The sequence below is a fragment of the Robertmurraya mangrovi genome (genome assembly GCF_034427655.1).
Taxonomy (GTDB): domain Bacteria; phylum Bacillota; class Bacilli; order Bacillales; family Cytobacillaceae; genus Robertmurraya_A; species Robertmurraya_A mangrovi.
Map to the genome: position 1 here is coordinate 400,052 of NZ_JAXOFX010000001.1, position 13,276 is coordinate 413,327.

Genomic DNA, 13,276 nt, shown 5'->3' on the forward strand with positions numbered 1-13,276 from the left:
AATAGCTTCTATATATAATGAAAAGGGGGAGGTCTACCACTTGTAGTCCTCCCCTAAAAGTTATTAAGCTGATAAATTCTGGCCTTTTAGATTGGCTGGTTTTCCTTTATGAGAAACAAAGTAATAGATGTAGATTAGTACGATTGCTCCGTAAGCGATAAACCAAGCATTAAATCCGTCTGCAATGATAGCCATTCCAAGAGTACCGGCTGCTAAAACATAGTAACTCATTGGAATTAGTGCTTTTCTTATTAGTGCTCCTTCTTTACCAACAAGTCCAACAGTTGCTGAAGCAGCCACTACGTTATGAACACAAATCATGTTTCCAGCTGCACCACCGATGGCTTGAAGGGCAACTACGAACGCGGCACCTGTAGCACCGAGTCCAATACTTTCGGCTGTTCCAAATTGGAATAAAGAAAACATCATATTACTAAATGTATTACTTCCTGCAATGAAGGCTCCTAATGCACCGATAGTTGGCGCAAAGATTGGCCATAGTCCTCCCGCAATATTAGAAACACCTTCAGCTAGAACGAGTGGCATATTTTTACCTGCTAAATGGCTAACTGTTTCTGATACAACTTGTGGATCTAGTGTTGTATTTAAGAATATTTTAATCATTGGTACGGCAAAGATTAAAGCAGTACCCGCACTTACAGCTGTAAAGAATGAATCCTTCCATGCTTTTGTATAATCGGAAATTTTCATTCCATGTAAGAAATATGTGATAAGGGATACTACTAAGAAAATAAATCCTGGTAAATATAACGGTGTTGATTTTGCTCCGATACCTGAACCAAACAAGTTATCAAATTGGATAGTTACACTTGGATGGGTAATAAGAGCTTTTATATCAGGCATAATTCGTGTAATTACAAGAATAACAGCTACTAAAACATAAGGTAACCATGACATAAATAATGAGATTTTTTTGTTTCCTTCATGCGTTTTAGCAGGCTCGTTGTTTGCACGACCAATCCATTCTTCTTCCCATTTATCACGAGTTTCAAAAGTAAATGTTTCTTCCTTTTTAGGAAGGAAAAGGCCAGCTTTTGCGGCTGGTACTACTATTAATAAACCTATTAAAGCACCAACTAAAGAAGGGAATTCTGGTCCTAAAACTAGAGCAATGATGTAATAAGGAAGTGTAAAGGCAATACCCGCAAATAAGGCAAACTTCCATACTTTTAATCCTTCTCTGTAGGAACGATTTTTACCAAAGAATCTTGTTAACATGGCAACCATAATTAAAGGAATCAAAAATCCGACAATTCCGTGGAACATTGCTACATTTGTTGTTATTTGAAGTAAATAATCAGCATATGACGTACTTCCAATCGCATCTAATACGCTTTTTTGATCGGCTAAACCACCATTTACACCAACGAGAATAGGCGTTCCAATTGCTCCAAAAGAAACAGGAGTACTTTGAATAATTAAAGAAACAAGGACAGCAGCCATTGCTGGGAAGCCAATTGCTACTAATAATGGTGCAGCAATAGCGGCAGGTGTACCAAAGCCAGCAGCACCTTCAATGAAAGATCCGAATAACCATGCAATAATGATGGCTTGGATACGTCGGTCTGGTGAAATATCAATAAATCCTTGTCTTATAGTGTTAATGGCACCACTTTCTTTTACTGTATTTAAAAGTAATACGGCTCCAAATACAATAAAAATGATTTCTATAGATTGTACTAGACCATTTACTGCAGCACCTGCAACTACATTTGTTTTTGTTCCCCAAGCAAAAACGGCAGTAATTGCGGTAACAATGAGCGCTACGGGCATGGCGCGGTTAGCCGGCCAGTTTAATATAACTAGAAAAATAAAGATGGCTGCGATAGGTAATAACGCAATTAGTGAAAGTGTTCCAATTCCCATTTGTTCGTCCCCTTAATTAATTTTGTATTTTCTACATCTCCCACTGAATCAGAATATTAATTATTCTGAAAACTGGAAGGATTTAAACACGTTTAAAACTGATTAACCGGTCATACAGTCATCAGATGACTTTATATTAATGTAAGCGTAATCATTTGACAATATATATTTTTCCGTCATTGCTATTTTTTCACTTTTTAACTTGTGTGTGTTGAAAAGTGGACTATACCACTCAGCTGCAAAGGAATACACATTTTTAGACTCATTCTTGTATTCCTGTGATTAAAATGAATCTTTATAGAATAAGTGTAATGGTTTTTCTAATGATATGATTCATGTATACTAAATGTATTCATATTGAATTTAAGTTAAATTAGCTAAGTTTAGAATAATAGTAATGTTTTATTAGTTAGATTACGATGAGGTGCTAAGGTTGGAGTATAAGAGAATAAAACCGAGAAAGATTTATGAGGAAGTTGCAGAAGTACTTCTGGAGTCCATTAAAAGAGGAGAATTAAAACCAGGGGACAAACTTGATTCTGTACAACAGCTAGCAGAAAACTTTCAAGTTGGACGATCAGCTATCCGGGAAGCATTAAGTGCTTTGAGAGCTATGGGGCTTGTTGAAATGAAGCAGGGAGAAGGGACGTATATAAAGGGGTTTGAAGTGGATCAAATATCGTCACCGATCACTACGGCAATTCTTATGGACAAAGGAGATGTAGTTAATCTTTTGGAAGTGAGAAAAATCATTGAAGCAGGTGCTGCAGCCTCGGCAGCTTTAAAAAGAACGGAAGAAAACTTACACGCTATGATGGTTGCACTTGATGAAATGAAGGAAGCAAGAGGAGATGAGGAAATTGGGGAGCAAGCGGATATGAAGTTTCATTTAGCGATTGCGGAAGCATCCCAAAATCCGCTCCTCACTAGCCTATTGAACCACGTTTCTGAGCTGATGATTGAAACGATGAAAGAAACTAGAAGGTTATGGCTGTTCTCTAAACAAACAACAAGTGAAAAACTTCGTGAGGAGCATGTAGCCATTTATAATGCTATTAAAGAAGGGAATGAAGCAAAGGCAAGATCGGCTATGCTTACTCACTTGGAAAATGTTGAAAGTATATTAGAAAAGTATTTCCGAAATGTTACTAAAGAAAAGTAGTATTAAATATAATATGTATCAACAAATGAAAAGTGTCTATTTTAGGGCACTTTTTTACTTTTATCACGATAAAGTTAGCGGAAAAAATAGTGATTGTGAAAAAATTACTTCTAGAATCTAAATAACTATAGTACTATAAACATTATAAAGAATGAATATTCTATTACCACATTTTAGTCATCAGATGACCGGTTGACTTGTTCGTTATTAAATTATAAAGTTAAAAACAGAAGATTATGGGAGAGGGGAATAGAAATGAGGGTAACCCTTTTTGCTACCTGTTTAATTGATATGTTCCAAGGAAATGTGGGGAAGGCAACCGTTGAGCTGCTCGAAAGACTCGGGTGTGAGATTGATTTTCCTGAATCTCAAGTTTGTTGTGGTCAGCCTGCTTATAATAGCGGATATGTGAAAGAATCCAAAGAGGCAATGAAAAGAATGATAGAAACATTTAGTTTAGCTGAATACGTGGTATCTCCGTCAGGTTCTTGTGCGTCGATGTTCAAAGAATACCCGCATATTTTTAAAGGGGACGAAGTTTGGGAACCAAAAGCGAAAGCGCTTGCAAATAAGACATATGAGTTAACAGAGTTTATTGTTGATGTTTTAAAAATCGAGGATGTAGGGGCTAGATTAGAAGGTAGGGCTACATACCATACATCTTGTCATATGACTAGATTATTAGGGGTAAAGGATGCTCCTATGAAGCTATTGAGTCATGTAAAAGGTTTGGAGTTTACAGAGTTACCTGGAAAGCATAATTGTTGTGGTTTTGGAGGGACTTTCTCAGTTAAGATGGCTCAAATCTCAGAGCAAATGGTGGATGAAAAGGTACAGCATGTTGAGGAGACAAAAGCAGATTATTTAATTGGGGCCGATGCAGGCTGCTTAATGAATATTGGTGGTCGTATTGATCGCAAAGGGAAACCTATAAAAGTTCTTCACATAGCTGAGGTTCTAAATAGCCGTTGATTACGTACGGAGGAGAGGGGGAAAAAATATGTCAATGAAAATCAACGCTGGAGATTTTAAAGAGAGAGTAGATAAGGGAATTAATAATGCTTTTATGCGCGGGGCAGTATCATCCGCTCAGGAAAGACTCCGCACTCGCCGATTAGGTGCAGCTGAAGAGCTTGGAAATTGGGAGGATTGGCGTTCTCACGGAGAAGAAATCCGTCAACATGTGTTAGAGAATCTGGATTATTATTTATATCAATTGAGTGAAAATGTAGCAAAGCGCGGAGGGCACGTCTTTTTTGCACAGACAGCTGATGATGCTAATCAGTATGTTCGTAGTGTGATAGAAAAGAAGGAAGCCAAAAAAGTCGTCAAATCAAAGTCGATGGTAACCGAAGAGATTCACTTAAATGCATGTTTAGAAGATGCAGGATGCGAAGTAATTGAAACGGATCTTGGAGAGTACATTTTACAAGTGGATGATCATGACCCACCGTCACATATTGTTGCTCCAGCCCTTCATAAGAATAAAGAACAAATTCGCGATGTGTTTGCAGATAAATTAGATTATAAAAAAACAGAAAAACCTGAAGAACTAGCCTGGCATGCTAGGGAAATGCTTCGTCAAGATTACTTAACAGCTGATGTCGGTATAACTGGGTGTAATTTTGCTGTTGCTGAAACTGGATCCATCAGTCTAGTAACCAACGAAGGAAATGCTGACTTAGTTACGGCTCTGCCAAAAACACAAATTACAGTAATGGGAATGGAACGACTGGTTCCTACTTTTGAAGAGATGGAAGTTCTTGTTAGCCTCTTAACGAGAAGTGCAGTTGGTCAAAAGTTAACGAGCTACATTACTGTATTAACGGGACCGAAAGATGAAGGAGATGTTGATGGGCCTGAAGAATTCCATTTAGTTATTGTTGATAATGGAAGATCGAAAATATTAGGTGGCGAATTTCAATCCGTTCTTCAATGTATTCGCTGTGCTGCTTGTGTAAACGTTTGTCCAGTGTACAGACATGTTGGTGGTCATTCATATGGTTCCATTTACTCTGGCCCTATTGGTGCTGTACTTTCACCACTTCTAGGTGGATATGATGATTATAAGGAATTACCTTATGCATCTACCTTATGCGCAGCTTGTACTGAAGCTTGTCCGGTAAAAATTCCTTTACATGAGCTGCTCCATAAACATCGTCAAGTGATTGTTGAAAAAGAAGGTCGGGCTCCTATCTCAGAAAAGCTTGCTATGAAAGCTTTCGGGTTAGGTGCAGCATCACCGTCATTATATAAATTAGGCTCAAAAATAGCTCCTACGGCAATGAATCCCTTTACAGTAGGAGATAAAATATCAAAAGGACCAGGTCCACTTAAAGCCTGGACTGAAATTCGTGACTTCCCAGCACCAAATAAAGAAAGATTCCGTGACTGGTTTAAAAATAGACCAAAAGGAGGCGACCAATAATGACAGGAACCATTCATAATCGAGATCAATTTTTAGACGTTATTGCGGGTCGTTTAGGTCGGGATCGTAATACGGCCGGAGTGGAAAGGCCAAAATGGAAGTATACACCACAGAATGAAGTTCTTAAAGATGCTACACAAGAAGAGTTAGTTGAAGTATTAAAGGAACAATGCACAAAAATTCACACCACTTTTCTAAAAACCAATCTAAATCAACTTTCTACAACGATTGATACCGTTGTAGGGCAGTTAGGTGGAGGACCCATAGTTACTTGGAAAGACAATCGATTTAAACCATTTGGCCTAACTACACTATTTGATAAGTGGAAAGTTGAAAATGTAGACGTTCATGTTTGGGATAATCAAACAGGGAAAGATAATATCCACTTTGCTGATAAAGCAAACGTTGGGATTACAATTAGTGACATAACTTTAGCAGAGTCAGGTACGGCCGTATTATTTAGTAATAAAGATAGAGGAAGAACAGTCAGCTTTTTACCTTCAACTTCAATTATTTTAATTCCTAAAAGCAGTATCGTTCCTAGAATGACACAAGCGGCTCGAATAATCCGTGAAAATACAAACAAGGGTGAACATTTAGCATCATGTATTAACTTTATAACGGGGCCAAGTAACTCAGCGGACATTGAAATGAACTTAGTCGTTGGAGTTCATGGTCCCGTAAAGGCGACATATATTGTGATTGAAGATATTTAAAAAGCTTCTAACGCCTGCAAAGGAAACCAACGGACAAGTACAAAAAAAGGAGAAGATGGTGCACCAAAAGTTATACTTTTGGGAGACCTCTTCTCCTTTTTGGAATTTGTAATGTAACTAATCATTCAAAGGTTTTCTATTTTTTGTAAAGGATGAAGCTCTATTTAAGACTTGTCTAATTTTTGCCGTACTAAGCTCAATAATTGGTTGAGTTAATAAAGTAACCGGTTTACTAGACAATAATAGGGTCATTAGTAAAGTCCCAATCGCTAGTACTAGGAACATCTCTAAACTATGAAAATACTCTTGAACTTGACTCTCCCTGAAAGTTCGTACAAAGAAACCGTGTAAAAGGTAAACATATAATGTATTCTTTCCAAGGTTTGTAAAAAAGTACTTCTTCCTAGGAATAAGACAATAGAAGCTCATCACCATCATAAAACTTAAGCAATAAAAACCTAGTCTAATGAATGGAGAGGTAATATAAGCTGCTCCAATCTCCTCATAAGGCTTTGAACCTAGTAACCATTCATAATTAATGTTTGGGAATAGGTAAAAACCTACGAAGACAAATGCAAAGATAATGATAGCTGTAAGTCTAAATCTAGCCTCAAATAATTTATAAAAATATTCTTTTTTCATGTAATATCCAAGCAGGAAAAACGGAAAAAAGACAAATGTTCTAGATAAACTTAAATAATTTGAAACCCAATCTAAATAGCCAATTCCAAGACCAATTAACAAGGCAATAGACAAGGAATAAATGGCTTTAAATCTAGCAAATAAGATGAGCATTATATTCCAAAAGAATAAACTAATCAAAAACCATAAAGACCAGTGTGGATCTAATACATCCATCGTAAATGTAGATTTTGAATATAGAATATAATAAAAGACTGAGTAAATAAATTGAAAGATTAAATAAGGAATAATTAGTTTTTTCGCTATTTTTCCAATGTAACCTTTCTTATAAAAACCTTTAGCAAAATACCCTGATACTAGGATAAATGCAGGCATATGAAAGGTGTAAATCGTTTTATATAACGAATAAACAGCCTCTGAATCACCTTTGAAAGATTGAATGAAATGACCAAATACAACGAAAAATATCAAAATAAATTTTCCGTTATCAAAATAATAATCTCTTTCCTTCATAATTCCTCCTATTTAAGAGACCCCCGTTAAAAGCTAATCTACTATACCACATAATGGACAAATCAAAACATGACAAAATATTCCAAAAAATATTAAATACTGTTATAATACAATGTTATTTCTGTTATATAACTAAAAATTACGTCATACTAGGATAAAATAACACTTTTTCTGAAAAATGAGAGCCTGTTATATAAAATTTTTATTCATGTTTGATATTTATCACAGCCAAGTTTGAAAACTTCACCTACAATATCGTTTGGGGAATGTCAAAATCGTATGAGTGATTACTCATGCTGGGAGGTAGAAATATGTCTATTTTGCCTAAAAAAAATAAACTAGGCTTTTTTGAAATTCGATTGGAGTCTATCGGTGGATTAGGTGCAAACTTGGCTGGCAAGATGTTAGCTGAAGCTGGTGTACTCGGACTCGGTTTAAATGGTTCCAATTTTTCATCCTATGGATCGGAAAAGAAAGGATCACCTGTTAAAAGTTTTGTGCGCTTCTGCGATCCTGATGTTGAAATCCGTGCTCATAGTCCAGTAGAAGAACCGCATGTCATTGGAGTGTTTCATGAAGCTTTATATAAAACTGTTGATGTTGTAAGTGGATTAACTCCAGATGGCATCGTATTAGTAAATTCAATGAGAGATTTTGATGATATAAAAAGTGATTTAGACCTTGAATACGGAACGTTAGCTATCGTTGACGCGCTTTCTATTGCTGTAGAAGAGAAAACTAAAGTAAATACTGCGATGTTAGGTGCTTTATATCGTATTTGTGATTTTCTAGATCCAGAAGAAATGAGAAACGTTATACGAAGAACGTTTGAAAAGAAATATCCGTATTTGGTTGAGCCAAATATCCGAACTTTTAACAGAGGTTACGCAGAAGTTAAGTTTAAAACCTATGAAACTCCTGAAAGTGCACACGGAAAAGAATTTACCCGTGAACTTCCTTTGCTAGGATATCTCACACAAGAAATAGGAGGAGTGATTACTTCTCAAGCTAATAGTATTCAAAAAGATTTAAGTGGATCTAGACAAGGTTTTCTTCCTAAATTCGAGCAAGTTCATTGTATTAACTGTGCAGCATGTGACACAGTATGTCCTGATTTTTGCTTTGTTTGGGAAAAAGGTGAGGATAAAAGAGGCAGGGAGCAAATGTTTTTAAAAGGCATTGACTATCAATATTGCAAAGGTTGTTTAAAGTGTGTGGAAGCTTGTCCAACGAGTGCATTAAGTGATCTAAGAGAAACAATTGGTTATGCTGAGGAGAATGGCGTGAAGCACAACTTTCGATTAGTAACAGGAGGGATTTCCTAATGTCTGTACTTGAAGAAAAATTACTTTTACATACAAAGGCTGAACAAGTAACCACATTTGAGTCGGGGAACGAAATGGCTGCAATGGCTGCCGCTCAAATTAATTACCACTTAATGGGTTATTTTCCTATTACACCTTCAACAGAGGTGGCTCAATATTTAGACCAAATGAAATCAAGAGGAGAACATGATATTACACTAATTGCAGCAGACGGAGAGCATGGATCCGCTGGTATCTGCTATGGTGCAGCCGCAACAGGAGCACGTGTCTTTAATGCCACTAGTGCCAATGGTCTTATGTATATGATCGAACAGCTTCCTGTACAGTCAGGAACACGTTTTCCAATGGTCATGAACTTAGTCACAAGGTCCATTAGCGGTCCTTTAGATATTCGTGGTGACCACTCTGATTTATATTTTGCTTTAAACACAGGTTGGGTTATTCTAACGGCTAGAACCCCTCAAGCAGTCTATGATATGAATATTATGGCATTAAAAATTGCGGAACATGCAAAAGTTAGACTTCCGGTAATGGTTGCGTATGATGGATTTTTTACTTCTCATCAAAAAAGAAAAGTAAATTATTTCAAAGACCGAAATGTGGTTCAACAATTTGTTGGGGAATGCCCTACTGATTATAATTTTGCCCGTGATCCGAAAAAACCTGTCACAATTGGTGCTCATATGAACGGGGAAGACTTAATGAATAATCATTATCAGCAATCAGAAGCGATGTATCAAGCTGGAGACATTTTTCAAGAGGTAGCAAAAGAGTATGCTGCCCTCTCTGGTAGAGAGTATCCAGTATTAGATTTGTATGGAATGGAAGCTGCAGAGGTTGCTTTATTCCTACTCAATTCTGCAGCTGAAACAGCGAAGGATGTTGTAGATAGTTTAAGGAAAAAAGGAATTAAAGCAGGTGTCATTAGTCCAAATATCATTCGTCCATTCCCAGCAAAAGAAATTAGAGAATCATTGAAGAACGTAAAGGCATTGCTGATAGGTGAACGTGCTGATTCATATGGCGCAAATGGTCCTAATCTAACCCATGAAGTTAAATCTGCTCTCCAAGAGGACAAGGAAAACGAAACATTAGTATTAAGTAGAGTGTTCGGCCTTGGAGGAAAAGATTTCTATGAGGATGATGCCGAACATTTTTTCCAATTAGCTTTAGATGCGATGGAAGCGGGCAATGTGGAAAAGCCATTTGACTATTATGGACAGATACCTGGTGACACAAATAATATATTAAAACCTGTAATTACTCCACAATATGGAGATGTATATAAATCAGGGTTAATCGAAGTTACGAAAGATGAAGATACAAACAAGTTAAAAGTAAAAATACCTCCTTTAAGAGCACTAACGAGTAAGCCGAAAAGATTAGCATCCGGTCATGGTGCTTGTCCAGGATGCGGAATTTTCTCTGGGTTGGAATTGTTTTTTAAGGGTATAGAAGGAGACGTTGTTGTACTGTTCCAAACGGGGTGTGCGTATGTTGTTACCACAGCCTACCCATACACTTCTCATAAGCAAACGATGATTCATAATCTGTTCCAAAATGGAGCAGCTACCCTTTCAGGTACTTTAGAAGCGTTCCTGGAATTAAAGCGTCGTGGAGAGGTTGATGTTTCTGAAGATACTACCTTTGTCATGATTACAGGTGATGGAGGAATGGATATCGGTATGGGCTCGGCAATTGGAACAGCCCTTCGTAACCACAAATTAATTATGCTTGAATACGATAATGAAGGATATATGAATACAGGTTCACAAATGTCCTATTCCACTCCTATGGGACATATGACAAGTACAACAAATGTTGGGAAATCTCAGCAAGGAAAGGCTTTTCATCATAAAGACACAGCGCAAATTATGGCTTCAACGAATATCCCTTATGTCTTTACTGGTTCCGAAGCATTTCCACAGGACCTAATTAAAAAAGCAGCGAAAGCCCAGTGGTATGCACAAAATGTTGGAACGGTATACGGGAAAATACTAATTACTTGTCCACTAAACTGGAAGTCAGAAGATCGTTATGGGCAAACCATTATGGAGGCTGCTGTGAACTCTTGTTTCTTCCCGTTATATGAAATAGAAGAGGGGATTACTAACGTCACTTATGATCCAGAAGCGAAAAAGAAAAGAATCCCGCTTGCCGATTGGCTGGCTTATATGGGTAAAACGAAGCATCTACTTAAAGAAAACAATCAACATATGTTAGTAGATTTTGAACGTGAAGTGGAAAAGAGATGGCAACGACTAAAGGCTAAACATGAACATCCCTACCTATGATTAAAAGGGCAAAGTGCAATCGTGTACTTTGCCCTTTTCCTATTTATGTAAAAAATTTCATATACTTTTACATAAAAATACATTTGAAATATTGGAAACTATTCCTTCAAAAGTTTGAATATTTCATTTATAATGGATATTAGTTATATAGACTTATGAAATCTATTAAAATAAACTTATTTTTCATTCTTTTGTACAACAAGTGATTCTTAATTTAGGTTCTTTTTACTCATGTCCGTCATGCAGTACATAGTGATCAACAGATTGATAAAAAGTAGAAAAAATTATGGTTAGTTAACAATTAGAGGAGGACTTAGTGTGAAAGGGGTCAAAAAATTATTACCAACTAGAAAGAGAAAAGAAAAGAAAGTGAAAGTAAAAGTAAAAGTAAAAAGAGAAAAAAGGGAATTTGGAAAAATATTAGGGGCCTTTTCGAATATTAGTTTGTGGAAAAACTTAAAGTTAGGCCAAAAGTATGGAGTTGCACTATTTATAACTATTGGTTTGTTTACCGTTTCCACATTGATTACTTTTACTTTGCTAACAATGGCAAATTCTAAAATGGAAACCGTTAGACAATCAGGTGAAAAAGCCGTTCTAATAACGGAAGTATCAGCCATGTTCCACCAAAAAGGGAGTATGATTGGAACGTACATTATAGATGAAAAGCCTCGATATTTAAATCAGTTTGAGGATATCTCTAAAAATTTTGATGGTTTAAAGAAAGAAATTCAACCGATATTAACAACTCCTGAAACAAAGGAATTATTTAGACAAATTGATGAAAACGATAAGAAAGTAACCGATGTGTTCAAAAATACGATTATACCTGAAATGCAAAATGACCATGAATATAAATTCCGTTTAGGTAAGCTTCAGGTAGATAATATTGTTTATGAAACAGTTTTACGAATTGATGAATTAAGAAAAAAACTAAAAGACGAGCAAAATGCAGCTATTCATGCTGCTAAAACTAGTATTTACACAACTCTAGTTGTGTTAGTTGTATCTATTATTGTTTCAGCTTTATTAGGAATTGCAAGTATCCTGTTAATAGGAAGAATCATTTCTAGAAAACTTTCTCAGATTGTTTCTCTTTCAAACGAAATTGCTGCAGGAAATTTGAATGTAGATTCTGTAGAATATAGTGGCAAAGACGAAATTGCCGAATTAAGTGTAGCAACTAATGCTATGAAAGATAGACTTCAAGCAATGATTCAAGAAATATCAGCTGTTTCTATTGATGTTACTGATCGAAGTGGTGAGCTTAACACAGCTGCTAACGAAGTAAAGGCAGCAAGTCAGCAAGTAGCTTCAACCATGCAGGAATTATCAAGTGGGGCAGAGGACCAAGCAGATTCAGCAACTTCTTTAGCACACTTAATGGAAGATTATCTTCACAAAGTAGAAACAGCTACAGAAAGTGGTACAAAAATTCAAGAAGTTTCAACTGAGGTTTTAACATTAACGAAGCAAGGCGATACTTTAATGAATGCCTCACAACATCAAATGGTTAAGATTAATGAAATTATGTTAGGCTCTGTTCAGAAGGTAAAAGGTTTAGATGACCGTACAAAGCAAATTTCATCACTGGTACAAGTTATTCAAGATATAGCTGCTCAAACCAATTTATTAGCATTAAATGCAGCAATTGAAGCAGCTCGTGCAGGAGAACATGGAAGAGGGTTTGCCGTAGTAGCAGATGAAGTACGAAAACTGGCAGAACAAGTTACCCATTCTGTAGCCGACATCACAAATATCGTAAAAGGTATACAAACCGAATCAAAAGAAGTTGTTTCCTCACTAGAGTTGGGTTACGGGCAAGTTGAGCAAGGAACAGAACAAATTAGAGATACAGGCCTAACATTCAATAAAATATACGAAGCAATCAATTTAATGACACGAAATGTAACCGACATTTCGACAAACCTAGAAAAGGTTGCTAATGATTCAGTAAAAATGAATCAGTCTATTGAAAATATAGCTTCGGTATCTGAAGAATCAGCAGCAGGAATCGAACAAGCTAGTGCGTCTGTCCTTCAAACGAACCAATCCATGGAGGACATCTCAAATAACGCAGCATCCTTATCCGAACTAGCAGACCAACTAAACTCAATGATTTCTAAATTTAAACTATAAATATGATTCTATTAAAAGGTCGTTTCTAATAAGAAGCGGCCTTTTGATATAGGCTGTGTAGTGTTTTTTTAAAAATATGTTTAGGGTAATGATCTGAGTTGATTGGAGCGGAGGGCACTTGACTCCTGCAGGGATAGAGGGAATGGGAGACCCCACAGGCGGCACGCCGA

At 36.6% G+C, this 13,276-nt stretch carries 9 protein-coding genes; 7 read left to right on the top strand and 2 right to left on the bottom strand.

Going from position 1 to position 13,276, the window contains the following annotated elements:
* Positions 1-63: 63 nt before the first annotated feature.
* On the bottom strand, positions 64-1,887 hold the full coding sequence (locus SM124_RS02040; protein ID WP_322444819.1) for an L-lactate permease: 1,824 nt from the start codon (positions 1,885-1,887) through the stop codon (positions 64-66).
* A 433-nt stretch (positions 1,888-2,320) separates the two neighbouring features.
* Between SM124_RS02040 and SM124_RS02045 the strand changes: the two genes are divergently transcribed.
* The 4 genes from SM124_RS02045 to SM124_RS02060 all read left to right on the top strand — a co-directional run bounded on the left by SM124_RS02045 (position 2,321) and on the right by SM124_RS02060 (position 6,193).
* Entirely contained in the window at positions 2,321-3,049 is a 729-nt protein-coding gene (locus SM124_RS02045; RefSeq protein ID WP_322444820.1) for a FadR/GntR family transcriptional regulator, read from the top strand.
* A gap of 255 nt (positions 3,050-3,304) precedes the next feature.
* Positions 3,305-4,021, top strand: a complete 717-nt coding sequence (gene lutA / locus SM124_RS02050) for a lactate utilization iron-sulfur protein LutA (protein WP_322444821.1) — start codon at positions 3,305-3,307, stop codon at positions 4,019-4,021.
* A gap of 28 nt (positions 4,022-4,049) precedes the next feature.
* Positions 4,050-5,477 carry a LutB/LldF family L-lactate oxidation iron-sulfur protein gene (locus SM124_RS02055; RefSeq protein ID WP_322444822.1) on the top strand — a complete coding sequence of 476 codons (1,428 nt, stop codon included), beginning with the start codon at positions 4,050-4,052 and terminating at the stop codon, positions 5,475-5,477.
* Positions 5,477-6,193 (top strand): LutC/YkgG family protein, encoded by a 717-nt coding sequence (locus tag SM124_RS02060; protein WP_322444823.1) that lies wholly within the window; start codon positions 5,477-5,479, stop codon positions 6,191-6,193. The genes SM124_RS02055 and SM124_RS02060 overlap by 1 nt, the downstream gene beginning before the upstream one ends.
* A gap of 117 nt (positions 6,194-6,310) precedes the next feature.
* On the opposite strand, the gene SM124_RS02065 is transcribed toward SM124_RS02060, so the two are convergent.
* The gene (locus SM124_RS02065) at positions 6,311-7,348 is read right to left on the bottom strand and encodes an acyltransferase family protein (protein WP_322444824.1); all 1,038 of its coding nucleotides are present in this window, start codon (positions 7,346-7,348) and stop codon (positions 6,311-6,313) included.
* A 311-nt stretch (positions 7,349-7,659) separates the two neighbouring features.
* On the opposite strand from SM124_RS02065, the gene SM124_RS02070 reads away from it, so the two are divergent.
* The 3 genes from SM124_RS02070 (at position 7,660) to SM124_RS02080 (ending at position 13,106) form a co-directional block, all read left to right on the top strand.
* Positions 7,660-8,673, top strand: a complete 1,014-nt coding sequence (locus SM124_RS02070; protein ID WP_322444825.1) for a 2-oxoacid:acceptor oxidoreductase family protein — start codon at positions 7,660-7,662, stop codon at positions 8,671-8,673.
* Positions 8,673-10,967: a thiamine pyrophosphate-dependent enzyme gene (locus SM124_RS02075; RefSeq protein ID WP_322444826.1), complete on the top strand. Its 2,295-nt coding sequence runs from the start codon at positions 8,673-8,675 to the stop codon at positions 10,965-10,967. The genes SM124_RS02070 and SM124_RS02075 overlap by 1 nt, the downstream gene beginning before the upstream one ends.
* A 318-nt stretch (positions 10,968-11,285) precedes the next feature.
* The gene (locus SM124_RS02080) at positions 11,286-13,106 is read left to right on the top strand and encodes a methyl-accepting chemotaxis protein (protein WP_322444827.1); all 1,821 of its coding nucleotides are present in this window, start codon (positions 11,286-11,288) and stop codon (positions 13,104-13,106) included.
* Positions 13,107-13,276: the final 170 nt, after the last annotated feature.

Excerpts from the sequence above, each read along its gene's own strand:
- SM124_RS02040 (WP_322444819.1), bottom strand. The coding sequence starts at position 1,887 with ATGGGAATTGGAACACTTTCACTAATTGCGTTATTACCTATCGCAGCC.
- lutA (WP_322444821.1), top strand. The coding sequence starts at position 3,305 with ATGAGGGTAACCCTTTTTGCTACCTGTTTAATTGATATGTTCCAAGGA.
- SM124_RS02055 (WP_322444822.1), top strand. The coding sequence starts at position 4,050 with ATGTCAATGAAAATCAACGCTGGAGATTTTAAAGAGAGAGTAGATAAG.
- SM124_RS02060 (WP_322444823.1), top strand. The coding sequence starts at position 5,477 with ATGACAGGAACCATTCATAATCGAGATCAATTTTTAGACGTTATTGCG.
- SM124_RS02065 (WP_322444824.1), bottom strand. The coding sequence starts at position 7,348 with ATGAAGGAAAGAGATTATTATTTTGATAACGGAAAATTTATTTTGATA.
- SM124_RS02070 (WP_322444825.1), top strand. The coding sequence starts at position 7,660 with ATGTCTATTTTGCCTAAAAAAAATAAACTAGGCTTTTTTGAAATTCGA.
- SM124_RS02075 (WP_322444826.1), top strand. The coding sequence starts at position 8,673 with ATGTCTGTACTTGAAGAAAAATTACTTTTACATACAAAGGCTGAACAA.